The 26,011-nt window shown below is 71.2% G+C and carries 20 protein-coding genes; 15 read left to right on the forward strand and 5 right to left on the reverse strand.

Annotated elements, in window-relative coordinates; all coding sequences use genetic code 11:
* Nucleotides 1-112: 112 nt before the first annotated feature.
* The 4 genes from AAW13_RS14510 to mutM all read left to right on the forward strand — a co-directional run bounded on the left by AAW13_RS14510 (nucleotide 113) and on the right by mutM (nucleotide 2,744).
* Complete coding sequence (locus AAW13_RS14510; protein WP_046733981.1) at nucleotides 113-763, forward strand: YceD family protein; 651 nt, start codon at nucleotides 113-115, stop codon at nucleotides 761-763.
* A 2-nt stretch (nucleotides 764-765) separates the two neighbouring features.
* On the forward strand, nucleotides 766-939 hold the full coding sequence (rpmF, locus tag AAW13_RS14515) for a 50S ribosomal protein L32 (RefSeq protein ID WP_003951102.1): 174 nt from the start codon (nucleotides 766-768) through the stop codon (nucleotides 937-939).
* Nucleotides 940-947: 8 nt separating this feature from the next.
* Nucleotides 948-1,799 carry a ribonuclease III gene (gene rnc, locus AAW13_RS14520; protein ID WP_046733982.1) on the forward strand — a complete coding sequence of 284 codons (852 nt, stop codon included), beginning with the start codon at nucleotides 948-950 and terminating at the stop codon, nucleotides 1,797-1,799.
* 84 nt (nucleotides 1,800-1,883) lie between these two features.
* Nucleotides 1,884-2,744 (forward strand): bifunctional DNA-formamidopyrimidine glycosylase/DNA-(apurinic or apyrimidinic site) lyase, encoded by an 861-nt coding sequence (mutM, locus tag AAW13_RS14525; RefSeq protein WP_046733983.1) that lies wholly within the window; start codon nucleotides 1,884-1,886, stop codon nucleotides 2,742-2,744.
* Here mutM and AAW13_RS14530 read toward each other — a convergent pair.
* Nucleotides 2,717-3,118, reverse strand: a complete 402-nt coding sequence (locus AAW13_RS14530) for a winged helix-turn-helix transcriptional regulator (protein ID WP_046733984.1) — start codon at nucleotides 3,116-3,118, stop codon at nucleotides 2,717-2,719. The genes mutM and AAW13_RS14530 overlap by 28 nt on opposite strands.
* Nucleotides 3,119-3,208: 90 nt before the next feature.
* Complete coding sequence (locus AAW13_RS14535; protein ID WP_046733985.1) at nucleotides 3,209-4,342, reverse strand: CAP domain-containing protein; 1,134 nt, start codon at nucleotides 4,340-4,342, stop codon at nucleotides 3,209-3,211.
* Nucleotides 4,343-4,531: 189 nt separating this feature from the next.
* Here AAW13_RS14535 and AAW13_RS14540 point away from each other — a divergent pair, with 189 nt between their 5' ends.
* The 4 genes from AAW13_RS14540 (at nucleotide 4,532) to AAW13_RS14560 (ending at nucleotide 10,945) form a co-directional block, all read left to right on the forward strand.
* Nucleotides 4,532-4,813, forward strand: coding sequence for an acylphosphatase (locus tag AAW13_RS14540; RefSeq protein ID WP_046733986.1), 282 nt, complete (start codon nucleotides 4,532-4,534; stop codon nucleotides 4,811-4,813).
* Between the two features lie 380 nt (nucleotides 4,814-5,193).
* Complete coding sequence (locus AAW13_RS14545; protein WP_046733987.1) at nucleotides 5,194-5,397, forward strand: hypothetical protein; 204 nt, start codon at nucleotides 5,194-5,196, stop codon at nucleotides 5,395-5,397.
* Nucleotides 5,398-5,654: 257 nt separating this feature from the next.
* Nucleotides 5,655-9,278 (forward strand): chromosome segregation protein SMC, encoded by a 3,624-nt coding sequence (gene smc, locus AAW13_RS14555; RefSeq protein ID WP_046733988.1) that lies wholly within the window; start codon nucleotides 5,655-5,657, stop codon nucleotides 9,276-9,278.
* Nucleotides 9,279-9,526: 248 nt separating this feature from the next.
* Nucleotides 9,527-10,945, forward strand: coding sequence for a sugar porter family MFS transporter (locus AAW13_RS14560; protein WP_046733989.1), 1,419 nt, complete (start codon nucleotides 9,527-9,529; stop codon nucleotides 10,943-10,945).
* A 385-nt stretch (nucleotides 10,946-11,330) separates the two neighbouring features.
* Here AAW13_RS14560 and AAW13_RS14565 read toward each other — a convergent pair whose 3' ends face one another.
* Nucleotides 11,331-12,302 (reverse strand): LLM class flavin-dependent oxidoreductase, encoded by a 972-nt coding sequence (locus AAW13_RS14565; RefSeq protein WP_046727820.1) that lies wholly within the window; start codon nucleotides 12,300-12,302, stop codon nucleotides 11,331-11,333.
* A 57-nt stretch (nucleotides 12,303-12,359) separates the two neighbouring features.
* Entirely contained in the window at nucleotides 12,360-13,832 is a 1,473-nt protein-coding gene (locus tag AAW13_RS14570; RefSeq protein ID WP_079178813.1) for a cytosine permease, read from the reverse strand.
* Between the two features lie 127 nt (nucleotides 13,833-13,959).
* Between AAW13_RS14570 and ftsY the strand changes: the two genes are divergently transcribed.
* Complete coding sequence (gene ftsY, locus AAW13_RS14575; RefSeq protein WP_046727821.1) at nucleotides 13,960-15,162, forward strand: signal recognition particle-docking protein FtsY; 1,203 nt, start codon at nucleotides 13,960-13,962, stop codon at nucleotides 15,160-15,162.
* Between the two features lie 85 nt (nucleotides 15,163-15,247).
* Here ftsY and AAW13_RS14580 read toward each other — a convergent pair whose 3' ends face one another.
* Complete coding sequence (locus AAW13_RS14580; RefSeq protein WP_046727822.1) at nucleotides 15,248-15,904, reverse strand: bifunctional DNA primase/polymerase; 657 nt, start codon at nucleotides 15,902-15,904, stop codon at nucleotides 15,248-15,250.
* Between the two features lie 457 nt (nucleotides 15,905-16,361).
* Here AAW13_RS14580 and nsdA point away from each other — a divergent pair, with 457 nt between their 5' ends.
* The 6 genes from nsdA to ftsH all read left to right on the forward strand — a co-directional run bounded on the left by nsdA (nucleotide 16,362) and on the right by ftsH (nucleotide 25,992).
* The gene (gene nsdA, locus AAW13_RS14585) at nucleotides 16,362-17,849 is read left to right on the forward strand and encodes a transcriptional repressor NsdA (protein WP_046727823.1); all 1,488 of its coding nucleotides are present in this window, start codon (nucleotides 16,362-16,364) and stop codon (nucleotides 17,847-17,849) included.
* Between the two features lie 342 nt (nucleotides 17,850-18,191).
* Nucleotides 18,192-19,529, forward strand: coding sequence for an ammonium transporter (locus tag AAW13_RS14590; RefSeq protein WP_046727824.1), 1,338 nt, complete (start codon nucleotides 18,192-18,194; stop codon nucleotides 19,527-19,529).
* Nucleotides 19,526-19,864, forward strand: coding sequence for a P-II family nitrogen regulator (locus tag AAW13_RS14595; protein ID WP_009190863.1), 339 nt, complete (start codon nucleotides 19,526-19,528; stop codon nucleotides 19,862-19,864). The genes AAW13_RS14590 and AAW13_RS14595 overlap by 4 nt, the downstream gene beginning before the upstream one ends.
* A 38-nt stretch (nucleotides 19,865-19,902) precedes the next feature.
* A complete protein-coding gene (locus tag AAW13_RS14600; RefSeq protein ID WP_046727825.1) occupies nucleotides 19,903-22,362 on the forward strand; it encodes a [protein-PII] uridylyltransferase in 2,460 nt (819 codons plus the stop codon).
* A 107-nt stretch (nucleotides 22,363-22,469) separates the two neighbouring features.
* Nucleotides 22,470-24,020: a signal recognition particle protein gene (gene ffh, locus AAW13_RS14605; protein ID WP_046727826.1), complete on the forward strand. Its 1,551-nt coding sequence runs from the start codon at nucleotides 22,470-22,472 to the stop codon at nucleotides 24,018-24,020.
* Between the two features lie 49 nt (nucleotides 24,021-24,069).
* On the forward strand, nucleotides 24,070-25,992 hold the full coding sequence (gene ftsH / locus AAW13_RS14610) for an ATP-dependent zinc metalloprotease FtsH (protein WP_046727827.1): 1,923 nt from the start codon (nucleotides 24,070-24,072) through the stop codon (nucleotides 25,990-25,992).
* Nucleotides 25,993-26,011: the final 19 nt, after the last annotated feature.

The following is a 26,011-nucleotide window of genomic DNA, read 5'->3' on the forward strand; positions in this document are numbered from 1 at the left end:
GACAGCGAAAGGTCCAGTATCCTGGCTCTTCGGTCGCGTCTACGTCCGCGATCAACGCTGCCCGGAGACCTCTCCGGCGGCGCCCCTCTGAGCTCGAAGATCGAAAGCAGGAATGGCTCCTCACGCGCGCCTCGACCACCGCAACCCGTTCGTGTTCGACACACACGAGCTGGGGCGGCGTCCCGGTGCGCTTCAGCGCCTGACCCGCACGGTCGACGCTCCCCAGGACTTCGGTATCAAGGGAGTCATCGGAGTGCCGGAAGGCGCCCCGGTGGAGCTCGAACTCCGGCTCGAGTCGGTCATGGAAGGTGTGCTCGTCACCGGCACCGCCCGTGCACAGGCCGAGGGGGAGTGCGTAAGGTGTCTGGAGCCGGTCGGGCAGGAGCTCGAAGCGGACTTCCAGGAACTGTTCTCGTACCCTGACGCCGACGACCGGGGCCGCGTGATCGCGGAACCGGGCGACGACGCCGAGGACGACGAGGACAGGTACTTCATCGAGGACGGCCTGTTCGACCTCGAACCCGTGCTGCGTGATGCGGTGGTGCTCGCACTGCCGATGCAGCCGGTGTGCCAGGACGACTGTCTGGGCCTGTGCTCCGAGTGCGGAGCCCGGCTCACGGACGACCCGGACCACCACCATGACGCCGTCGACATCCGTTGGGCGGCTTTGCAGGGACTCGCCGGTTCCATGAAGGACGGCGAGAAGGACGAGATGAGCGGCGCTGACGCGGAAGCGGGCGTCGACGAGAAGCAGGAGAAGTAGCCGTGGCTGTTCCGAAGCGGAAGATGTCGCGCAGCAACACGCGCCACCGCCGGTCGCAGTGGAAGGCTGCGGTCCCCACCCTGGTTGCGTGCGAGCGCTGCCACGAGCCCAAGCAGCAGCACATCGCGTGCCCGTCTTGCGGCACCTACAACAAGCGCCAGGTCCTCGAAGTCTGAGCGGCCAGGTGAGAGGCACTGTGTCCAGTCCCAAGAAGGGCGAAGAGCCCAAGGCGGACCCGTCCGCCAAGAAGAAGGCGGACAGCACGGCCTCGTCCCACACGCTTCTGGAAGGGCGGCTCGGCTACAAGCTCGAGTCCGCCCTTCTGGTGCGTGCACTGACCCACCGTTCCTACGCGTACGAGAACGGCGGTCTGCCGACGAACGAGCGGCTGGAGTTCCTCGGTGACTCCGTCCTCGGTCTCGTCGTGACGGACACGCTGTACAACACCCACCCGGACCTGCCGGAGGGCCAGCTGGCCAAGCTCCGGGCCGCGGTGGTGAACTCGCGTGCGCTCGCGGAGGTGGGCCGCGGACTCGACCTGGGCTCCTTCATCCGGCTCGGCCGTGGTGAAGAGGGCACGGGCGGCCGGGACAAGGCGTCCATCCTCGCCGACACCCTGGAAGCGGTGATCGGCGCGGTCTATCTCGACCAGGGCCTCGATTCGGCGTCCGAGCTGGTGCACCGGCTCTTCGACCCGCTGATCGAGAAGTCCTCGAACCTCGGAGCCGGCCTGGACTGGAAGACCAGTCTCCAGGAGCTCACCGCGACGGAGGGCCTCGGCGTGCCCGAGTACCTGGTCACGGAGACCGGCCCCGACCACGAGAAGACCTTCACTGCTGCCGCCCGCGTCGGAGGCGTCTCGTACGGCACCGGCACCGGCCGCAGCAAGAAGGAGGCGGAGCAGCAAGCCGCCGAGTCCGCGTGGCGCGCGATCCGCGCCGCGGCGGACGAGCGGGCCGAGGCCGCGGCAGCCGAGCAGGCCGCCGCAGCCGAGGCCGAGAAGGACGACGACCCGTCGTCCACCGCCTCCGCCTGACGAACAGCGCAGTCCGAGCGCCCGCCCCGGCATCTGACGGGGCGGGCGCTCGGAGTCTTCCACGGTCCTGGAACGGGAGCCCCGATGCCCGAACTGCCCGAGGTCGAGGTCGTACGGCGCGGCCTGGAGCGGTGGGTCGCCCACCGGGTCGTAGCCGAGACCGAGGTACTGCACCCGCGTGCCGTACGACGCCACGTGGCCGGCGCCGACGACTTCGCGCACCGGCTCAAGGGCCACCGTGTCGGCACTCCGAGCCGGCGCGGCAAGTACCTGTGGCTGCCGCTGGAGGACACGAACCAGTCGGTCCTCGCTCATCTCGGCATGAGCGGTCAGCTGCTGGTCCAGCAGCACGCGGCACCGGACGAGAAGCACCTGCGCATCCGGGTCCGGTTCGCGGACGGCCTCGGCACCGAACTCCGCTTCGTCGACCAACGCACCTTCGGCGGGCTGTCGTTGCACGACAACACCCTCGACGGGCTGCCCGACGTCATCGCGCACATCGCCCGCGACCCCCTCGACCCGCTGTTCGACGACGAGGCCTTCCACCAGGCGCTGCGCCGGAAGCGGTCCACCATCAAAAGGGCCCTGCTGGACCAGTCGTTGATCAGCGGGGTCGGCAACATCTACGCGGACGAGGCGCTCTGGCGCGCACGCCTGCACTACGAACGCCCGACCGCCGGTTTCACCCGCCCCCGCACCACGGAACTCCTCGGCCATGTGCGGGACGTGATGAACGCGGCCCTGGCGGTCGGCGGCACCAGCTTCGACAGTCTCTACGTCAACGTGAACGGCGAGTCGGGGTACTTCGACCGCTCCCTGGACGCGTACGGCCGGGAGGGGCTGCCCTGCCGGCGCTGCGGTACGCCGATGCGCAGGCGGCCCTGGATGAACCGGTCCAGCTACTTCTGCCCGAAGTGTCAGCGCGCGCCGCGCGTCTCGTCGTGACGCACCCGGGCGGCCAGCACCTCGTCCATCCGGCTCTCCACGAAGTGCACGACGGACAGCAGGCGTTCGGCGACCTCGTGACCGAGCGGGGTGAGTTCGTAGTCGACGCGCGGCGGGTTGGTCGGCTGCGCCTCGCGGAGCACCAGGCCGTCGCGCTCCAGGGCCTGGAGCGTCTGGGAGAGCATCTTCTCGCTGACACCGTCGACCCGGCGGCGCAGTTCGTTGAACCGGAACGACCCCTCGTGCAGGGCGCTGAGCGTGAGTCCGCCCCAGCGGCCCATGACGTGTTCGAGGGTGGTGCGCGAGGGGCAGGCCCTGGCGAAGGCGTCGTACGGAGGGGGCGTCTCCTCGGCGCGGTCCTGGGTGACGGTCATGGACCAAGGGTACGGGAACGCAGCGCTAACTGACAGGGTGCGCTAACCGTCGGTTAGCGCACCCCGTGCCGAGCGGCCCGCGGGCCGGGCTCAGTACCCGAAGTCCTGCGTCCACCACGGGCCGCCCGCGCCGAAGTGCACGCCGACGCCGAGGGTCTTGAAGTCGCAGTTCAGGATGTTGGCACGGTGGCCTTCGCTGTTCATCCAGGCGTCCATGACGGCCTGGGCGTCGGCCTGGCCCCGGGCTATGTTCTCGCCGCCGAGGTTGGATATGCCGGCCGCCGCGGCCCGGTCCCACGGCGTCTTGCCGTCCGGGTCGGTGTGGTCGAAGAAGTCCCGTGCCGCCATGTCCTCGCTGAACGTCTCGGCCAGCTTGGTCAGCGAGGAGTTCGCGGACAGCGCGCTGCACCCGACCTTGGCCCGCTCCTCGTTCACCAGCTTCAGCACCTCGGCCTCGGCGGCGGCCGCCTGGGACACGGTGATCGGCGCGGCCGCCCGGGCCGGCGCCTTGGTGGCCGTGCTGGAGGGCGCCGCCGCCGGCTTCTCCGTGGACGGCGTGGCGCTGGGCGTGGGCTTCTCGGCAGCCGGCTTCGTCGGGGTGGGCGAAGCGGAGGCGGACTTGGAGGCCGACGCGGACGCGGAGGCCGGTGCGGTCGGCGAGGCGGAGCGCTGGGTGTCCTGGCTGGTCGAGGAACCGGTGCCGCGGCTCTCGGCGCTGCCGGAGGTGCCGCCCTGCTCGGAGGCCGTGTTGCTGGGCACGCCGGCGGCCTGCACCCGGTCGCCGCCGGTGCTGCTGGTGCCGCCGAGCTTGTAGTTCTCCAGGCCCGGCACCACACCGGCGGCCACCGCGACGGTGCCGATGGCGACGGCGGCCGAGACCCCGAGCAGACCCGTGGCGACGGGCCGCCCGCCCTTCTTCCGGCGCCGGTGCCCGCCGCCGGAGGGGGAGCCGTCGGCCGGAGTGAACTCCTCGGCGGGAAAGGCGGTGGTGTCCATGAAACGGGCGTAGTCGCCCTCGGTGGCGAACAGGTATGCCGAGCTGCGCGCGTTGGTGTCGGAGTACTCCTCCTGGTGCAGGTAGGGCGCGGTGCCCGTGCCGAACCGGAGGGCCGCGTAAGAGTCCTGCGAGTCGTGGCCGCCCGCGTACGGGTCGTTGTGCTCCGTGACCCCCGTGGCGCGGCCCGTGGCGGCGCGGCCGGCGGCGGAGCGTCGGTGGCGTCCCATGTCCTTGCCTTCTTCCCTCGTCCTCGCGGTCGGGGCCGACCAGGGGCCGATGTGGCCAATGACTCCTTCTGGTCAACCAGACTCACTCGATCGAGTGAGTTTCATATGAGATTCATTGGAGGGGGACGGTACCGCATGGCGCTGGGGGAGGCAGTGTCCCGAGTGACATTGGCCGGTTAGGTTGCACCCATGAGCGAGGATGTGCGACTGGTCGCCTGGGTCCGTGGACGAGTGCAGGGCGTGGGATTCCGCTGGTTCACGCGGGCCAAGGCACTGGAGATCGGCGGGCTGAGTGGTTTTGCTCTCAATTTGGGCGACGGTCGCGTACAGGTGGTCGCGGAGGGCTCCCGCAAGGGCTGCGAAGGTCTGCTCGACTGGCTCCAGGGCGATGACACGCCCGGGCGGGTCGACGGTGTCACCGAGATCTGGGACACACCCCGCGGCGGCTACGACGGCTTCGCCATCCGCTGAGTCCGCGCGGTGAAGGACCCGGACGGAAGCGGAGCGAACTGCCACCGGCATGTGCCTGGAGCAGAAAGGGCCTGGTGGTTGCCAAGAAGCGCGCGCCGTGGCAGGCTCCGCTGATACGCCTGACCGTCACGCCCTGAGGGCCCCGCAGGAGTCGCAGCGCCGCCCGCCAGGGCCGCGTTCCCCCGGGTTCGCCCGCCAATACGGGGCGTGATCGTGTTGACCGTCAAACTTTTTGGTGAGACGCTGAAAGCCCCGCGCACCTTAGCTGTTTGGCATGGCGCAACAGTCGAGCAACACTCGGATGTGTCAAGCACCGCGGGTGCGATCCCTCACGACCCACACCGCTTCGGTCGGTCACTCAGTGTGGAGGACCATCCATCATGGCAAAGGCGCTTCTCGGTTACGTCGGCGGCTCCGACCCGCGACTCCTCGCCGAGATGCGACGGCTCCAGCAGCGTGTCCAGGACCTCGAGTCCGAGCTCGGCCGGATCCAGGCCGAGAACGACGCACTGACGGCTGCCGCTTCTCACGACAGGATCATGGAGAGCATCGACGCGAACCAGGCGGAGCCTGCGCTCACCTGATTGCTGCATCGCTCCACAACAGCACATGCGGCGATCGGGCAGCCCTTTCAACCGCTTCAGTTGTCAAGATTTGCAAGGGACGCCCCGGCGTCCCTTCTTTCTTGGCTTTCCCGCCCCCCGTGTCCCCGCCCGCTTGTAGCCCCGCGCATCCTTTCACCGTCTTTAACGTCTGGTGTGCCCTGCATGTTCATACGCGAAACCGCGGGGTTGCGAGGCATCGTGGAGTGGGGTAGCGGCGGCGGGTAGAGTCCAGCGGCGTGCACCTCAAGGCCCTGACCCTGCGCGGGTTCAAGTCGTTCGCCTCGGCGACCACGCTCCGGTTCGAGCCGGGTATCACGTGCGTCGTCGGTCCGAACGGCTCGGGCAAGTCCAACGTCGTGGACGCGCTCACCTGGGTCATGGGCGAGCACAGCGCCAAGTCGCTGCGCGGCGGCAAGATGGAGGACGTCATCTTCGCCGGCACCACCGGCCGCCCGCCACTGGGCCGCGCCGAGGTGTCCCTGACCATCGACAACTCCGACGGCGCCCTGCCCATCGAGTACGCCGAGGTCACCATCACGCGGATCATGTTCCGCAACGGCGGCAGCGAGTACCAGATCAACGGCGACACCTGCCGCCTGCTGGACGTCCAGGAGCTGCTGAGCGACTCGGGCATCGGCCGCGAGATGCACGTCATCGTCGGCCAGGGCCAGCTCGACTCCGTCCTGCACGCCGACCCGATGGGCCGCCGCGCCTTCATCGAGGAGGCGGCCGGCGTCCTCAAGCACCGCAAGCGCAAGGAGAAGGCGCTGCGGAAGCTGGACGCGATGCAGGCCAACCTCGCCCGGGTCCAGGACCTCACCGACGAACTCCGCCGCCAGCTCAAGCCGCTGGGCCGCCAGGCCGCGGTGGCCCGCAGGGCCGCCGTCATCCAGGCGGACCTGCGCGACGCGCGTCTGAGGTTGCTGGCCGACGATCTCGTACGACTCCGCCAGGCGCTCCAGTCCGAGATCGCCGACGAGGCCGCGCTCAAGGAACGCAAGGAAGCCGCCGAGCAGGAGCTGAAGAAGGCCCTCCAGCGCGAGTCGCTCCTGGAGGACGAGGTACGGCAGCTCACCCCGCGCCTCCAGCGGGCCCAGCAGACCTGGTACGAACTCTCCCAGCTCGCCGAACGGGTCCGTGGCACGATCTCGCTGGCCGACGCCCGGGTGAAGAGCGCCACCTCCGCGCCCCCCGAGGAGCGGCGCGGCCGGGACCCCGAGGACATGGAGCGCGAGGCGCAGCGCGTCCGGGAGCAGGAGGCCGAGCTCGAGGCCGCCCTGGAAGCGGCCCAGCACGCCCTCGACGACACGGTGGCGCACCGCGCCGAGCTGGAGCGCGAGCTGTCCGCGGAGGAACGGCGGCTCAAGGACGTGGCCCGGTCCATCGCCGACCGCCGGGAGAGCCTGGCCCGGCTGAACGGCCAGGCCGGCGCGGCCAGGTCCCGCGCGGCGTCGGCCCAGGCCGAGATCGACCGCCTGGCCGCCGCGCGTGACGAGGCCCAGGAGCGGGCGGTCGCCGCACAGGAGGAGTACGAGACGCTCAAGGCCGAGGTCGACGGCCTCGACGCCGGCGACCACGAACTGGCCGAGCGGCACGAGACGGCGAAGCAGCGGCTCGCCGAGGCGGAGGCGGCCCTGACGGCGGCCCGCGAGGCGACCACCGCGGCGGAACGCCGGCGCGCCGCGACCCAGGCCCGCCACGAGGCACTGGCCCTGGGCCTGCGGCGCAAGGACGGCACGGGCATACTGCTCGGCGCGAAGGACCGCCTCACCGGGATCCTCGGCCCGGCGGCGGAACTCCTCACGGTCACCCCCGGCCACGAGATCGCCCTGGCGGCGGCCTTCGGCACCGCGGCGGACGCGATCGCCGTGACCACCCCCGCTTCGGCAGCCGACGCCATCCGCCTCCTGCGCAAACAGGACGGTGGACGGGCCGCCCTCCTGCTGGCGGGAGCCCCGGAGACATCCCACCCCGAAGCGCCCCAGAGGGCCGCGGGTGACCGCGCGACCGGCCACGACGCACCCGCACCCGACCGACGACCCACCACACCCCTCCCGTCCGGGGACCTCGCGGCTGATCTCGTGCGAGGCCCCGCCGACCTGATGCCCGCCGTACGACGCCTCCTCGCCGGCATCGTCGTCGTGGACACCCTCGAAGCCGCCGAGGACCTGGTCTACCGCCACCCCCACCTCACCGCGGTGACCGCCGAGGGCGACCTCCTCGGCGCTCACTTCGCGCACGGCGGCTCCGCGGGCGCGCCCAGCCTCCTCGAGGTGCAGGCCTCCGTCGACGAGGCCGCCGCCGAACTGGAGGAGCTCGCCGTCCGCTGCGGGGAACTGGCCGAGGCCCAGGAGTCGGCCCAGGCGCACCGCAGGTCCTGCGCCGCCCTCGTGGAAGAGGTCGGCGAGCGCCGCCGCGCCGCCGACCGCGAGAAGTCGGCCGTGGCCCAGCAGCTCGGCCGGCTCGCCGGGCAGGCCCGCGGCGCGGCGGGCGAGGCGGAACGCTCCACGGCCGCCGCCGCCCGCGCCCAGGAGTCCCTCGACAAGGCTCTCGAAGAGGCCGAGGTGCTGGCCGAGCGGCTGGCCGTCGCCGAGGAGATGCCGGTGGAGGAGGAACCGGACACCTCCGCCCGGGACCGGCTCGCCGCCGACGGCGCCAACGCCCGGCAGACCGAGATGGAGGCCCGCCTCCAGGTCCGTACCCACGAGGAACGCGTCAAGGGCCTGGCCGGCCGCGCCGACTCCCTCGACCGCGCCGCCCGCGCGGAACGCGAGGCACGCGCGCGTGCCGAACAGCGCCGGGCCCGGCTGCGCCACGAGGCGGCCGTCGCGGAGGCCGTCGCCACCGGCGCCCGCCAGCTCCTCGCGCACGTCGAGGTCTCGGTCGGCAGGGCCGAGCGGGAGCGGGCCGCCGCCGAGGCCGCGAAGGCGCGACGCGAGCAGGAACTGACCGCCGCCCGCGGCGCCGGCCGCGACCTCAAGGCGGAGCTCGACAAACTCACGGATTCAGTTCACCGGGGCGAGGTACTCGGCGCCGAGAAACGGCTGCGGATCGAGCAGCTGGAGACCAAGGCGCTGGAGGAGCTCGGTGTGGAACCGGCGGGACTCATGGCGGAGTACGGTCCGCACCAGCTGGTGCCGCCCTCGCCCCCCGCCGAGGGCGAGGTGCTGCCCGAGGACCCCGAGCACCCGCGCAACCAGCCGAAACCCTTCCACCGGGCCGAGCAGGAGCGCCGGCTCAAGGCGGCCGAGCGCGCCTACCAGCAGCTCGGCAAGGTGAACCCGCTCGCCCTTGAGGAGTTCGCCGCCCTTGAGGAACGGCACAAGTTCCTCAGCGAGCAGCTGGAGGACCTGAAGAAGACCCGCGCCGACCTGCTTCAGGTCGTGAAGGAGGTCGACGAGCGTGTCGAGCAGGTCTTCACGGAGGCGTTCCGGGACACGGCGAGGGAGTTCGAGGGCGTCTTCAGCCGGCTCTTCCCGGGCGGTGAGGGACGGCTCTTCCTGACCGACCCCGACAACATGCTCACCACGGGCGTGGACGTCGAGGCCCGTCCGCCGGGCAAGAAGGTCAAGCGGCTCTCCCTGCTGTCGGGTGGTGAACGCTCGCTGACCGCCGTCGCGATGCTGGTGTCCATCTTCAAGGCGCGCCCCAGCCCGTTCTACGTCATGGACGAGGTCGAGGCGGCCCTGGACGACACCAACCTCCAGCGGCTGATCCGCATCATGCAGGAGCTCCAGGAGTCCTCGCAGCTGATCGTGATCACGCACCAGAAGCGCACCATGGAGGTGGCCGACGCGTTGTACGGCGTCTCCATGCAGGGCGACGGTGTGTCGAAGGTCATCAGCCAGCGCCTGCGCTGACGTGCGACAGCCGGACACAGCCTGAACAGCCGGAATCAGTTCACGTTCCCTTCAAGAACTGAACGTATTCCCCTGATCTTCCCCCGACAACGTCACACCCGCCCCCCTATTGACTTCGATAGTTGAAGGCATAGTCTCTGCAACGTTGCTTTTACCTTCAGGTGTGAGCGGCGTGAACTTGTGCGCCACTTGACCTGAGAGGGCTCACCCCCCACCCGGCAGCGTTGCCGGTGGCCCGAGGAGTTTTTGTGACCAGCACTGCGCAGGCACCCCAGTCAGGAGCCGGGACGGCTCACCCCGATCATCTCGGGCATGTCATCTTCATCGCGGCGGCGGCCGCGATGGGCGGGTTCCTCTTCGGCTACGACAGCTCCGTCATCAACGGCGCCGTCGAGGCGATCCGGAGCCGTTACGACATCGGGTCCGCGGCCCTCGCCCAGGTCATCGCCGTCGCCCTGATCGGCTGCGCCATCGGCGCCGCGACCGCGGGCCGGATAGCCGACCGCATCGGCCGCATCCGGTGCATGCAGATCTCCGCCGTGCTGTTCACCATCAGCGCCGTCGGTTCGGCGCTGCCGTTCGCCCTGTGGGACCTCGCCTTCTGGCGGATCGTCGGCGGCTTCGCCATCGGCATGGCCTCCGTGATCGGTCCCGCCTACATCGCCGAGGTCGCCCCGCCGGCGTACCGCGGCCGGCTCGGGTCCTTCCAGCAGGCCGCGATCGTCATCGGCATCGCCATCTCGCAGCTGGTCAACTGGGGTCTGCTCAACGCCGCCGGAGGCGACCAGCGCGGCAAGCTGATGGGCCTGGAGGCCTGGCAGGTCATGCTGGGCGTCATGGTGATCCCGGCCGTCCTGTACGGCCTGCTCTCCTTCGCGATCCCCGAGTCCCCGCGCTTCCTGCTCTCCGTCGGCAAGCGGGAACGCGCCCGCGCGATCCTCGAAGAGGTCGAGGGCAAGAGCGCGAACCTGGACGCCCGCGTCGCCGAGATCGAGCACGCGATGAAGAGCGAGCACAAGTCCACGTTCAAGGACCTGCTCGGCGGCTCCTTCTTCTTCAAGCCGATCGTCTGGGTCGGTATCGGCCTCTCCGTCTTCCAGCAGTTCGTCGGCATCAACGTCGCGTTCTACTACTCCTCGACGCTGTGGCAGTCGGTGGGCGTCGACCCGACGGACTCGTTCTTCTACTCCTTCACGACCTCGATCATCAACATCATCGGCACCGTGATCGCGATGATCTTCGTGGACCGCATCGGCCGCAAGCCGCTGGCCCTGATCGGTTCGGTCGGCATGGTCGTCGGTCTCGGCCTGGAGGCCTGGGCCTTCTCGTACGACCTGGTGGACGGCAAGCTCCCCGCGACGCAGGGCTGGATCGCCCTGATCGCCGCGCACGTCTTCGTCCTCTTCTTCGCCCTGTCCTGGGGTGTGGTCGTCTGGGTCTTCCTCGGCGAGATGTTCCCGAACCGGATCCGTGCCGCCGCGCTGGGCGTGGCCGCCTCCGCGCAGTGGATCGCCAACTGGGCCATCACCGCGAGCTTCCCGTCGCTGGCCGACTGGAACCTCTCCGCGACCTACGTGATCTACACGGTCTTCGCGGCCCTCTCCATTCCCTTCGTGCTCAAGTTCGTCAAGGAGACGAAGGGCAAGTCGCTGGAGGAGATGGGCTGACCCGCCCCCTCGACTCGGGGAGAAGGGCCAAGTCCCCGCTGCCCCTCTCCTCGTACCCCCCGTCGCCCCGCCCGGTCACTGCCCGGGCGGGGCGACGGCTCCGCGTCCACCGCGACGCGATCCATGCCACACCCCGTCGATCGGCCGCGACGCGACCCGTGCCGCACCCGATCGGTCTGCCGCGACACGATCCGTGCCGCCCCTCTTCCCCGCCGCATCGCAGATCCGTGCCGCACCCCCTCTTCTTCTTCCGCCGCATCGGTGATCGGCCACGACGGTGGTGTCCGGCGGTGCCGGGCCGCGCCGTACCCGTCCCGTCCCGTCCCGCCCCGTCCCGCCCCGTCCCGCCCCGCCCCGTCCCGTTCGCGGCCGGTGCCCGCGCCCGCTATGCCGGCAGCGCCGGGAGCACGGTCTCCGCGAACAGCCGTAGGCTCCGCCAGCCCTCCTCGACCGGCATTCCGCCCGCCAGGGGATGCAGCACCAGGTTGTCCAGCCCCGCCGACACGCACTGCTCCGGCGTGAGGATGCGGTAAACGCCCTCCGCGCGGAGTTCCGCCACCGTCGTCGCCCCCGAACGCACCGCCGAGTGGATGTCCCCGGACTGCCAGGACGCGTAGGTCCGGGCCTCGTGCAGGAAGTGCTCCCCGTACCGCTCCCACGCCCGGTCCGGGTCCTCGGCGATGTGCAGGAGCGGTGTCTCGGCCGTCGGCATCATCGTCCAGCCCTCCGTGCCGTACTCGGTGAGCCGTTCCTTGTAGTACGCCTCCAGTTCCGGAAGGTGCGCGCTCGGGAAGAACGGCAGGCCGAGCCGGGCCGCCCGGCGGGCGGCGGCCTTGGAGGAGCCGCCCACCAGCAGCAGCGGGTGCGGGTCGGTGAAGGGGCGCGGTGTGACCCGTACCGTACGGCCCCGGTACTCGAACTCCTCGCCGCTCCATGCTTTCAGCACCGTCTCCAGCACCTCGTCCTGGAGCCGCCCCCGCCGCTTCCAGTCCACGTCGAACAGGGCGTACTCCTCAGGCCGGTAACCGATCCCGGCCACCGTCACCAGCCGCCCGCCGCTGAGCAGGTCGAGCACCGCGATGTCCTCCGCCAGCCGCAGCGGGTCGTGCAGCGGGCCGATCACGGCCGACACGGTCACCGCGATGGACCGTGTCGCCCCGAACACGGCGCCCGCGAACGCGAACGGCGACGGGAGCCAGTTGTTGTCCACCCCGTGGTGCTCCTCGGTCTGGACCGTGGTGACCCCGTGTGTGTCGGCGTACGCGGCCATCTCCACGGCCGCCCGGTAACGGGCCCCCAGGGACGCGGAGTCGGCCCCGGGCTCGACGAGGTTGAAGCGAACGACCGAGACGGGCATGGGAGTTCCCCTTCACCTTGGCCGGCGGCTGTGGCGGGGACAGTAGCTGACGGTGCGTCAGACAGCCAGAGGCGCGGGCTCCCCGGCCGCCGCCGGCACCACCGCCGGCTTCGGCAGCACCGCGTACACCAGGCCCGAGACGACGATCGTCGCCAGCCAGCCGAGTCCGTAGCGGCCGACGGGGTTGTTGGTGGCGAGCGGCCCGGTGAACCACTCGGACCCGGTGAACAGGAGGCCGGTCGCCAGCCCGAGCGCCCAGGCCGTCACGGCGGCGGGGGAGAAGCCCGCCCGGTACCAGTAGGCGCCGGCCGGGGTCGTGTCGAGGAGGGCGGCGGCGTCGTACTCGCGCCGACGGAGCATGTCCACCCCGAAGACGCCCACCCACGCCGAGAACGCCACCGCGAGCAGGGTCAGGAAGGCGATGAACGAGCCCATGAAGGAGGCCGCCGCCAGCATCAGGACGGCGCCCAGGACGAGCGAGATCACCGCGTTGACCGAGACCGCCCAGTGGCGGTGGACGCGGAAGCCGAGCGTCTGCGCGGTGAAGCCCGCCGAGTACATGGACATCGCGTTGATCAGCAGCATGCCGACGAGGGCGATCAGCAGGTACGGCACCGCGAGCCACCGGGGGAGGGCCGCGCCCAGGAAGGAGACCGGGTCGGCGGCCCCGGCGAGGTCGGGCATGGACGACGCGGTCACCGCGCCCGTCAGCACCAGGGGGAGTACGACGATCCCCGCGCCGACGGCCGTGTTGCGCACGATCGCCGGCGAGGACGCCGTACCCGGCAGATAGCGCGTGAAGTCGGGCGCGGCCGGCGCCCAGCTCATCCCGCCCGCCGCGATCAGCCCGACCCCGGTGACCATCGCGGCCGTGGAGCCTGCGCCCTGCCCGAACACCCGGCCCCAGTCCGCCGTCACGGCCAGGCGGCCGACGACCAGCAGGGAGAAGGCCCCGAACAGCCAGGCCGCCCAGCGGTTGCAGCGCTGCACCACCCTGATGCCCATGCCCGAGATCACGAACGTCGCGGCCACGAAGAGCAGCAGGGTCACGATGATCAGCGCGGTGTTGCTCCGGACACCGAAGAGCACGTCCAGGACGGTCAGCAGGGCATAGGCGCCGGTCACCGCGTTGATCGTCTCCCAGCCCCAGCGCGCCACCCAGATCAGCCCGCCGGGGAGCAGGTTGCCGCGCTGCCCGAAGACCGCCCGTGACAGGGCCATGCCGGGGGCGCCCCCGCGTTTGCCCGCGATTCCGATCAGTCCGACCAGTCCGTAGGCCACCGCCGGCGCGACGCCGGCCACCACCAGGGTCTGCCAGAAGTTCAGCCCGAACGACACGGCCAGGCCGGCCCCCATGGTCACCAGCAGGACCGTGATGTTGGCGGCGATCCAGGTGGGCAGCAGACCGCGGGTCGTCGCGGTGCGCTCGGAGTCCGGAACCGGCTCGATGCCCCGGGTTTCGAGACCGTGGTGCGCCAGCGACTCTTCGAGATGTTCGAGCGCGCCGTCGTGACGGGCGGTGGTGCTCATGGTCAATCATCGTACGTTAGACCGACTAATCCGCTCAAAAGGTACGCACGTATTCGAGGGATCCCCACAGACTCCTTCGCGAGGGAACAAAGTCGGCCGTGAGGGAGGGATGGATACTGGACGGGTTATGGAAACCGTCATCCTTGCTGTAGTCATCGCCGTGGTCGTGCTCGGCGCGCTCGGCGGGCTGGTCGTCGGCAGCCGGCGCAAGAAGTCGCTGCCCCCGCCGCCCCCCGCCGCGCCCGACATCACCGCGCCCCCGGCCGAGCCGCACGTCGGCGACGAGGCCGAGACGCCGCGCGACGAACCGCGCCGGACGATAGAGGAGGTCGATCTTCCCGACGGCTCGGCTCCCGTCGTCGTGGAGGAGCCGCCCGTCCCCGAAGCTCCCGCGATCGAGATCCCGGAGCCCACGGCCGGCCGCCTGGTCCGGCTGCGGACCCGGCTCTCCCGCTCCCAGAACGCCCTCGGCAAGGGGCTGCTCACGCTGCTCTCGCGCGAGCACCTCGACGAGGAGACCTGGGAGGAGGTCGAGGACACCCTGCTCACCGCCGACGTCGGTGTGCAGCCCACCACCGAACTGGTCGACCGGCTGCGCGAGCGCGTCAAGGTGCTCGGCACCCGCACCCCCGACGAGCTGCGCGGGCTGCTGCGCGAGGAGCTGCTCAAGCTGGTCGGCACCGACGTCGACCGCGCGGTGAGGACCGAGCCCGAGGACCGCAAGCCCGGCATCGTGATGGTCGTCGGCGTCAACGGCACCGGCAAGACCACCACCACCGGCAAGCTCGCCCGGGTGCTCGTCGCCGACGGCCGGACGGTCGTCCTCGGCGCCGCCGACACCTTCCGGGCCGCCGCCGCCGACCAGCTCCAGACCTGGGGCGAGCGGGTCGGTGCCCACACCGTGCGCGGGCCGGAGGCCGGCGACCCCGCCTCCGTCGCGTTCGACGCGGTGAAGGAGGGCAAGGAGATGGGTGTCGACGTCGTCCTCATCGACACCGCCGGGCGGCTCCACACCAAGACCGGGCTCATGGACGAGCTCGGCAAGGTCAAGCGGGTCGTCGAGAAGCACGCCCCGCTGGACGAGGTGCTGCTCGTCCTCGACGCCACCACCGGGCAGAACGGCCTGGTCCAGGCCCGGGTGTTCGCCGAGGTCGTGGACATCACCGGCATCGTGCTCACCAAGCTGGACGGCACCGCGAAGGGCGGCATCGTGATCGCGGTCCAGCGCGAACTGGGGGTTCCGGTCAAGCTCATCGGCCTCGGCGAGGGCGCGGACGACCTGGCCCCGTTCGAGCCGGAGGCGTTCGTTGACGCCCTTATCGGGGAGTAGCGGCCGGGTGGATTCACCCGCAGCTGCGAGAAGCGCCCGTTCCCGAGACACAGTCGGGAGCGGGCGCTTCGCCGTGTGCGGCGCCCTACGCCCGCGAGCGGTGCGCCACGTACGCCAGCGTCCCCAGCAGCAGGCGCGCGGCCGGCGGCCTGGTCGCCGAGTCCAGGGCCGGCGGCCGCAGCCAGCGCACCGGGCCCAGCCCGGCCCGGTCCGACGGCGGCGCGGTGATGTGCGTACCGGAGCCGAGGCCGCGCAGGTCGAGCGAGGTCGGGTCGTCCCAGCCCATGCGGTAGAGCAGGCCGGGGAGTTCGGCGGCGGCTCCGGGGGCGACGAGGAAGTGGGCGCGGCCCTCCGGGGTGGCGGTGACCGGCCCGAGCGGCAGGCCCATGCGCTCCAGGCGGACCAGGGCGCGCCGCCCGGCGGGCTCGGCGACCTCGATGACGTCGAACGCGCGGCCGACCGGCAGCATCACGGCCGCGCCCGGGAACTCGCCCCAGGCCTTGGTGACCTCGTCGAGCGTGGCGCCCGCGGACACCTGGGGCGCGAAGTCCAGCGGATGCGCGCCCGGCGCGGGACAGTCGGCGTGCCCGCAGGAGCACGCCCCGGCCGCGGCCCGGGCGCCCGGCACCACGTCCCAGCCCCACAGGCCGGTGAACTCGGCGACGGCGGTGCAGTCCGATGAACGACCGCGCCGACGTGTGCCGGAGCGGATCTCTCGAATGCCGCCGATCGTGAAGCCCATGCCCCCTCCAACGGGTCCGGCGCGCCGGTGGTTACGACACGGAACGGGACTGAAACGGAACGTGACGCTACGGCTCCGCTTTCCCGTCCGCCCGCACGGTCAAGGCGGCGCCTCGAAGCACCCCGGGTGGTGCACCTGAGGACACGCGCCCCCGAATGCATCGTTCCGCCAACTCCCGGCCGTCCTATGTCAAGTGAATCGCGCCAAGGGCATCGTGAGTTCATTCGAAGGGGTGGCGAATGGTGGCGTTTCCGGGATCGCCATGGCTGGACCAGTGATCGTAGGATTACTTTGAGTGCACGAGGCCTGGGGGCACATGCACTCGTGGGTATGCCGGAGGCAACTCGGGATCCCGTTCGAAGGGTGAGAACCGCGGGACGAGCGGCCGTATTTACCGGCATTCTGATAGGGCTTGGCGCATCCGGCATCAAGTGGTCTCAGGGATGGGGGCGTTCCAGTGGGCGGCAACGGCGGAAGCGGGGCGACCGCGACCAGCACCGACAAGCGCCCCAATGAGCTGCTCAACTCGTGGTTCGTGCGCAGTGGCTGGTCGAAGGGCGAGCTGGCGCGGCAAGTGAACCGCAGAGCACGCCAGTTGGGGGCCAACCACATCTCCACCGACACGTCCAGGGTGCGCCGCTGGCTCGACGGGGAGAACCCGCGCGAGCCGATCCCCAGGATCCTCTCCGAGCTGTTCTCCGAGCGGTTCGGCTGTGTCGTCTCGGTGGAGGACCTGGGTCTGCGGGCCGCACGCCAGTCACCCTCGGCGACCGGCGTCGACCTGCCCTGGACGGGCCCGCAGACAGTGGCCCTGCTCAGCGAGTTCTCGCGCAGCGACCTGATGCTGGCGCGGCGCGGCTTCCTCGGAACCTCGCTGGTCCTGTCGGCGGGCCCGTCCCTCATCGAGCCCATGCAGCGCTGGCTGGTCCCCTCGCCGGGCGGCCCGCAGCACGCGGCCAGCGAGTCGGCGGCCGAGTCCCGCCGGCCCGGCCGCCTCTCCAGGCCCGAGCTGGAACTGCTGGAGTCCACCACGGTGATGTTCCGCCAGTGGGACGCCCAGTGCGGCGGCGGACTGCGCCGCAAGGCGGTAGTCGGCCAGCTGCACGAGGTCACCGACCTGCTCCAGGAACCCCAGCCCGAGGCCACCTCCCGCAAGCTCTTCCAGGTCGCCGCCGAACTCGCCGAACTGGCCGGCTGGATGTCGTACGACGTCGGGCTCCAGCCCACCGCCCAGAAGTACTTCGTGCTCGCCCTGCACGCGGCCAAGGAGGCCGGCGACAAGCCGCTCGGCTCGTACGTGCTGTCCAGCATGAGCCGCCAGATGATCCACCTCGGCCGGCCCGACGACGCGCTGGAACTGATCCACCTCGCCCAGTACGGCAGCCGGGACTGCGCCAGCCCGCGCACCCAGTCGATGCTGTATGCGATGGAGGCCCGCGCCTACGCCAACATGGGCCAGCCCGGCAAGTGCAAGCGGGCGGTCCGGATGGCCGAGGACACCTTCGCCGAGGCCGACGAGTGGGACGACCCGGACCCCGACTGGATCCGCTTCTTCTCCGAGGCCGAGCTCTACGGCGAGAACTCGCACTCCTTCCGTGACCTCGCCTATGTCGCCGGCCGCAGCCCCACCTACGCGTCCCTGGCGGAGCCCCTGATGCAGCGTGCCGTGGAGCTGTTCGCCAAGGACGCCGAGCACCAGCGGTCGTACGCGCTGAACCTGATCGGCATGGCCACCGTGCACCTGCTGCGGGGCGAGGCCGAACAGAGCACGGTGCTCGCCTCCGAGGCCCTGGGCATCGCCAAGAAGGTGCGCTCCGAGCGCGTGAACACCCGTATTCGAAAGACGGTCGACTCGGCCGTCCGTGACCACGGCGACCTCGCGGCGGTCGTCGACCTCACCGAGCAGCTGGCCGCCGACCTGCCGGAGACCGCCGAAGCGGTCTGACCTCCGGCGAACCCGGACCCCGGCCGCGGCCGGCCCTCCCGAACTGCCCGACTCGGCTCCCCCATGCCAGGTCATTCGGAAGGCCACCGCGGCCGGCTCTTTTGTGCCGGGAGGCCTCCCCGGGAAGGTTGCGGCACGATAACGATCCCGCAGCCGGACATCTCGCAGTTCATCGACGCGTAACACGCAAGGCGCCTTCGTCACCCCGGCGAAACAACGAGGGGCACCGACCGAAACCGCGCTGCGCCAATCTCATGGCGCATAACCGGCCCACCCCCCGCTTGACCGGACCGCTCACGCTCCGACCCGCACGGGGCCGTACCAACCGACGAGGAGACGCCGATGGCTCCAGCCATCACGCTTGCCGCGGAGGCACCCAAGCTGTCTGCCGCGAACACAGGCTTCATGCTCATCTGTTCCGCCCTGGTGCTGCTCATGACGCCGGGCCTTGCCTTCTTCTACGGCGGCATGGTCCGCGTCAAGAGCACCCTCAACATGCTGATGATGAGCTTCATCAGCATCGGGATCGTCACCATCCTGTGGGTGCTCTACGGCTTCTCCCTCGCCTTCGGCTCCAGCAACGGCTTCATCGGGTTCAACTCCGACTGGCTGGGCCTGAGCAACATCGGGCTGACCGAGCTCTGGGACGGCTACACGATCCCGATCTTCGTCTTCATGGTCTTCCAGATGATGTTCGCCGTCATCACCCCGGCCCTGATAAGCGGCGCCATCGCGGACCGCGTGAAGTTCTCGGCCTGGGCCCTCTTCGTCGCCCTGTGGCTGACGATCGTCTACGTCCCGGTCGCCCACTGGGTGTGGGGCGCCGACGGCTGGGCCTACAAGCTCGGCGTGATCGACTTCGCCGGTGGTACCGCGGTCCACATCAACGCCGGTGCCGGCGCCCTCGGCGTCATCCTGGTCATCGGCAAGCGCGTCGGCTTCAAGAAGGACCCGATGCGCCCGCACAGCCTCCCGCTGGTCATGCTCGGCGCCGGACTCCTGTGGTTCGGCTGGTTCGGCTTCAACGCCGGCTCCTGGCTCGGCAACGACGACGGCGTCGGCGCGCTGATGTTCGTCAACACGCAGGTCGCCACGGCCGCCGCCATGCTGGCCTGGCTCGCCTACGAGAAGATCCGGCACGGCGCGTTCACCACGCTCGGCGCCGCCTCCGGCGCGGTCGCCGGTCTGGTCGCGATCACCCCCTCGGGTGGCGCGGTCTCCCCGCTCGGCGCGATCGCCGTCGGTGCCATCGCCGGTGTCGCCTGCGCCGCGGCCGTCGGCCTGAAGTTCAAGTTCGGCTACGACGACTCCCTGGACGTGGTCGGCGTCCACATGGTCGGCGGCATCATCGGCTCCCTGCTCATCGGCTTCTTCGCCACCGGCAAGGGCCAGTCCACCGCGACCGGCGTCTTCTACGGCGACCACTCCTTCACCCAGCTGTGGAAGCAGTTCGCCGGTGTCGGCGCGGTCCTCGCCTACTCCCTGGTCGCCTCCGCCGTCCTCGCCTTCCTCCTCGACAAGACCATCGGCATGCGGGTCTCCGAGGACGACGAGGTCTCCGGCATCGACCAGGCCGAGCACGCCGAGACTGCATACGACTTCAGCGGCGCCGGCGGCGGTGTCGTCAGCGCCGTCTCCGGCGGAGCCCTGGCCGGTTCGAGCAAGAAGGTGGACGCATGAAGCTCATCACCGCCGTCGTGAAGCCGCACCGGCTCGACGAGATCAAGGAAGCCCTCCAGGCCTTCGGCGTCCACGGCCTCACGGTCACCGAGGCCAGCGGCTACGGTCGGCAGCGCGGCCACACCGAGGTCTACCGTGGTGCCGAGTACACCGTCGACCTGGTACCCAAGATCCGCATCGAGGTGCTGGCCGAGGACGACGACGCCGAGCAGCTGATCGACGTTGTCGTCAAGGCCGCCCGCACCGGCAAGATCGGTGACGGCAAGGTCTGGTCGCTCCCGGTCGAGACCGCCGTGCGGGTCCGCACCGGCGAGCGCGGCCCGGACGCGCTGTAGAACAGAACCACCATCTGCATACAGGCAGGAGTCGCCGGGTGACGGGTACGGATATGCGGAACGACGCAGAGGACACGGGACCCAGCGGCTACGCGGCGGCCCGGCTGCGCCTCCTCACCGAGGGGGCGCGGTCCGGGCCGCCGCGCCGTACCGCCCTCGCCGAGCTGACCGACGAATGGCTGACCGGGCTGTTCGCGGCGGCCACCGAGGGCATCGGCGGCGGTGTCTCGCTGGTCGCCGTCGGCGGCTACGGCCGCGGGGAACTCTCGCCGCGCAGCGACCTGGACCTCCTGCTGCTGCACGACGGCGGCGACTCCGGCGCGGTGGCCGCCGTCGCCGACCGGCTCTGGTACCCCGTCTGGGACCTCGGCCTCGCCCTCGACCACTCCGTGCGCACCCCCGCCGAGGCCCGCAAGACCGCGGGCGACGACCTCAAGGTCCAGCTCGGCCTGCTCGACGCCCGCCACATCGCCGGCGACCTCGGCCTCACCTCCGCACTGCGCACCGCGATCCTCGCCGACTGGCGCAACCAGGCGCCGAGACGTCTCCCCGAACTCCAGGAGCTGTGCGCCGAGCGCGCCGAACGCCAGGGCGAGCTCCAGTACCTCCTGGAGCCGGACCTCAAGGAGGCCCGCGGCGGCCTCCGCGACGTCACCGCCCTGCGCGCCGTCGCCGCCTCCTGGGTGGCCGACGCCCCCCGGGAGGGCCTCGCCGACGCCCGCCGGCACCTCCTCGACGTCCGTGACGCCCTGCACCTGACGACAGGGCGCGCCACCGACCGCCTCGCCCTCCAGGAGCAGGACCAGGTCGCCGCCGAACTGGACCTCCTCGACGCCGACACCCTGCTGCGCCAGGTCTACGAGTCCGCGCGGGTCGTCTCGTACGCCAGTGACGTCACCTGGCGTGAGGTGGGGCGCGTGCTGCGCTCCCGCGCCGTCCGGCCGCGGCTGCGCGCCATGCTCGGCGGCGGCAAGCCCGTCCCCGAGCGCTCCCCGCTCGCCGAAGGGGTGGTGGAGCAGGACGGCGAGGTGGTGCTCGCCCGCGCCGCACGCCCCGAGCGCGACCCCGTGCTTCCGCTGCGCGCCGCGGCCGCCGCCGCCCAGGCCGGCCTCCCGCTCTCCCTGCACGCCGTACGGCGCCTGGCCGCCACCGCCCGCCCGCTGCCCACGCCCTGGCCCGCCGAGGCCCGTGAACAGCTGGTCACGCTGCTCGGCTCCGGCCGTCCCACGGTCGACGTCTGGGAGGCCCTGGAGGCCGAGGGCCTGATCACCCGCCTGCTCCCGGACTGGGAGCGGGTGCGCTGCCGCCCGCAGCGCAACGCCGTGCACATCTGGACCGTCGACCGGCACCTGATCGAGACCGCCGTCCGCGCCTCCGAGTTCACCCGCCGCGTGCACCGCCCCGACCTGCTGCTGGTCGCCGCCCTGCTGCACGACATCGGCAAGGGCTGGCCCGGCGACCACTCGGTGGCCGGCGAGATCATCGCCAAGGACGTGGCGGCCCGGATCGGCTTCGACCGCGCCGACGTGGCGGTCCTGGCGACCCTGGTCCGCCATCACCTGCTGCTCGTCGAGACCGCCACCCGGCGCGACCTGGAGGACCCGGCCACCGTCCGCCTGGTCGCCGACGCCGTCTCGACCCAGGGCACCCTGGAGCTGCTGCACGCCCTCACCGAGGCGGACGCCCTGGCCACCGGCCCGGCGGCCTGGTCCTCCTGGCGCGGTTCCCTCGTCGCCGACCTGGTCAAGCGGGTCTCCGCGGTCCTCGCCGGTGACACCGCGGAGGAACCCGAGCCGGGCGCGCCCACGGCCGAGCAGGAGCGGCTCGCCATCGAGGCGTTCCGCACCGGCGGCCCGGTGCTGTCCCTGCGCGCCCAGACCGAGCCCCCGGCCCCGGACGACGAGCCGGGCGAGCCGGAACCGCTCGGTGTGGAGCTGCTCATCGCCGTACCCGACCAGCCCGGCGTGCTGCCGGCCGTCGCGGGTGTGCTGGCCGTGCACCGCCTCACGGTCCGCACGGCCGAACTGCGCACCCTCCAGCTCCCGGCCGACGTCCACGACGGCGACGGCACGGTCCTGCTCCTCGACTGGCGGGTGGCGGCCGAGTACGGCTCCCTGCCCCAGGCCGCCCGGCTGCGGGCCGACCTGGTGCGGGCGCTGGACGGCTCGCTCGACATCGCGGGCCGGCTGGCCGAGCGGGACGCGGCCTACCCGAGGCGCCGCGGCCGGGTGGCGCCGCCGCCGCGGGTGACGGTGGCCTCCGCGGCCTCCCGGCACGCGACGGTGTTCGAGGTACGCGCCCAGGACGCGCCGGGGCTGCTCTTCCGGATCGGGAACGCGCTGGAGAAGGCGGGGGTGCGGGTGCGCAGCGCCCATGTCTCCACGCTGGGCTCGAACGCCGTGGACGCCTTCTACGTGACCTCGGCCGCCGGGACCCCGCTGGCGGGGGAGGAGGCGGCCTCGGTCGCGCGGGCGCTGGAGGAGACGCTGCGGGCCTGACACCACGGGCCCGACCGCCCGGTCGTGCAAGGCGGGGACCACTTCCTTGCGCGGCCGGATACCCTGGAAGACGCTCACCGCCCCCGACTCCGAGGACCGACGCCGCCGTGTTCGACACTCTCTCCGATCGCCTTTCAGCGACCTTCAAGAATCTCCGCGGCAAGGGGCGTCTGAGCGAAGCCGACATCGACGCCGTGACGCGGGACATCCGCATCGCGCTGCTCGAAGCGGACGTGGCTCTGCCGGTCGTGCGGGCGTTCATCAAGAACGTCAAGGAACGGGCCCTCAGCGCCGAGGTCTCGCGTTCCATGAACCCGGCCCAGCAGGTCCTGCTGATCGTGAAGGACGAGCTCGTCACGATCCTCGGCGGCGAGACCCGGCGCCTGCGCTTCGCCAAGCAGCCGCCCAGCGTGATCATGCTGGCGGGTCTCCAGGGTGCCGGTAAGACCACCCTCGCGGGCAAGCTCGGCCGCTGGCTGAAGGAGCAGGGCCACTCGCCGGTGCTCGTCGCCGCCGACCTCCAGCGCCCGAACGCCGTGAACCAGCTCAGTGTCGTCGCCGAGCGCGCCGGTGTCGCCGTCTACGCGCCCGAGCCGGGCAACGGCGTCGGCGACCCGGTCAAGGTCGCCAAGGACTCCATCGAGTTCGCCAAGCAGAAGGTCCACGACATCGTGATCGTGGACACCGCCGGCCGCCTCGGCATCGACCAGGACATGATGCGCCAGGCCGCGGACATCCGGGACGCGGTCTCGCCGGACGAGATCCTCTTCGTCGTCGACGCGATGATCGGTCAGGACGCCGTCACCACCGCCGAGGCCTTCCGCGACGGCGTCGGCTTCGACGGTGTGGTCCTGTCCAAGCTCGACGGTGACGCCCGCGGTGGTGCCGCCCTGTCGATCCGCCAGGTCACCGGCAAGCCGATCATGTTCGCGTCGAGCGGCGAGAAGCTCGAGGACTTCGACGCGTTCCACCCTGACCGGATGGCCTCCCGCATCCTCGACCAGGGTGACCTGCTCACCCTGCTCGAGCAGGCGGGCAAGGTGTTCGACCAGGAAGAGGCCGAGAAGATGGCCTCGAAGCTGGCGTCCAAGAAGGGCCAGGACTTCACCCTGGACGACTTCCTGGCCCAGATGGAGCAGGTCCGGAAGATGGGCAGCATCAGCAAGCTGCTCGGGATGCTGCCCGGCATGGGGCAGATCAAGGACCAGATCAACAACCTGGACGAGCGGGACGTCGACCGCACCGCCGCCATCATCAAGTCGATGACGCCCGGCGAGCGCCAGGACCCGACCATCATCAACGGCTCGCGGCGCGCCCGTATCGCCCGCGGTTCCGGTGTCGAGGTCAGCGCCGTGAAGAACCTGGTCGAGCGGTTCTTCGAGGCCCGCAAGATGATGTCCCGCATGGCCCAGGGCGGCGGCATGCCGGGCATGCCGGGGATCCCCGGCATGGGCGGCGGCCCCGGCCGGCAGCGGAAGCAGCAGAAGCAGGCCAAGGGCAAGCAGCGCTCCGGCAACCCGATGAAGCGCAAGCAGCAGGAGCTGGAGGCGGCCCAGCGGCGCGAGGCCGCGGCCCAGGCCGGAAACGCCTTCGGGGTGCCGCAGCAGGGTGCCGAGGACTTCGAGCTGCCGGACGAGTTCAAGAAGTTCATGGGCTGAGTTCACCTGCGCGGGTGCCAGGGGTTGGCCGGTGCCGTACCGTCCGGATATGGCCAACCCCGCGCCGCCGCGCAAGTCACCCGACCAGCCCTGGCGTACCGAGGGCGCGCCCGAGGAGCCGCCGAAGCCACCGTCCGGCGGACCGGGGATGCGCGGGGGCTGGTGGCGGCTGATCCTCACCGCGCTGGTCGTGTACCTGCTCGCCAATCTGGTGCTGTCGTACTTCGACGAGGCCGACGAGCCGACGATCTCGTACACCGAGTTCAGCAAGCAGGTGAACGCCGGCAACGTCGAGAAGATCTACGCCAAGGGCGACTCGATCCAGGGCCAGCTCAAGAAGGAGCGGAAGAACCCCGAGGGCGGCGGGAACTTCACCAAGTTCAACACCGAGCGGCCGTCCTTCGCGGACGACGACCTCTGGGCGAACCTGACCAAGCACAACGTCACGGTCACCGCCGAACCGGTCGTCCAGCACCGCGGTTTCCTCGCCAACCTGCTGATCTCGCTGGCTCCCATGCTGCTGCTGATCGCGGTGTGGGTCTTCGTCGCCCGCCGGATGAGCCAGGGCCTCGGCGGCGCGGGCGGCGTGCTCGGCCGCAAGGCGCCGCCCAAACCGGTCGAACTGGAGCCCGGACAGCAGCGGACCACCTTCGAGGACGTGGCCGGCATCGACGAGGTCGAGGGCGAACTCAACGACGTCGTCGACTTCCTGAAGAACCCCGACGCCTACCGGAGGATGGGCGCGAAGATGCCGCGCGGTGTGCTGCTGGCCGGCCCGCCCGGCACCGGCAAGACACTGCTCGCGCGGGCCGTCGCCGGCGAGGCGGGGGTGCCGTTCTTCTCGGCGTCCGCCTCCGAGTTCATCGAGATGATCGTCGGCGTCGGCGCCTCCCGCGTGCGTGAGCTGTTCGCCGAGGCCCGCAAGGTCGCCCCCGCCATCATCTTCATCGACGAGATCGACACCATCGGCCGGGCCCGCGGCGGCGGCGCCTCCATGGGCGGTCACGACGAGCGCGAGCAGACCCTCAACCAGATCCTCACCGAGATGGACGGCTTCTCCGGCTCCGAGGGCGTCATCGTCATCGCCGCCACCAACCGCGCCGACATCCTCGACCCCGCGCTGACCCGCCCCGGCCGCTTCGACCGGGTGGTCCAGGTCGCGCCCCCGGACCGCACCGGCCGCGAGGCCATCCTCCGGATCCACACCCGGCAGATCCCGCTGGCCGAGGGCGTGGACCTCGCCCAGGTCGCGCGTACGACGCCCGGCATGACCGGCGCCGAACTGGCCAACCTCGCCAACGAGGCCGCCCTGCTCGCCGTCAAGCGCAAGCAGGAACGGGTCACCCAGTCCGACCTCTCCGAGGCCCTGGAGAAGGTCCAGCTCGGCGCCGAACGGCCGCTGGTGATGCCCGAGGAGGAGCGGCGCAGGACCGCCTACCACGAGAGCGGACACGCCCTGCTCGGCATGCTCCAGCCCGGCGCCGACCCGGTCCGCAAGATCACCATCGTGCCGCGCGGCCGCGCCCTGGGCGTCACGCTCTCCACCCCGGACGCCGACAAGTACGCGTACACGGAGGAGTACCTGCGCGGCCGGATCATCGGCGCGCTCGGCGGGATGGCCGCCGAGCAGGTCGTCTACGACGTGATCACCACCGGCTCCGAGAGCGACCTGGAGCAGGTCACCGGCATCGCGCGCGGGATGGTCTCGCGCTGGGGCATGAGCGAGGAGGTCGGCCGCCTCTCCGCGCTCCCGAACGACGCGCAGCAGGCCTACGGACTGGCCGCCGCGCCGCAGACCCTCGACGTGATCGACACCGAGATGCGCCGGATCGTCGACGAGTGCTACGAGGAGGCCCGCCGTCAACTCCGCGACCACCGCGACCAACTGGACGCACTGGCCCAGGCCCTCCTGGAACACGAGACCCTGGAGGAGGCGGACGCGTACCGCATCGCGGGAATCACGCGGGTCTGAGCGCCCCGTGCCATGGCGC

It is taken from the genome of Streptomyces humi, assembly GCF_001005085.2.
Lineage (GTDB): Bacteria > Actinomycetota > Actinomycetes > Streptomycetales > Streptomycetaceae > Streptomyces > Streptomyces humi.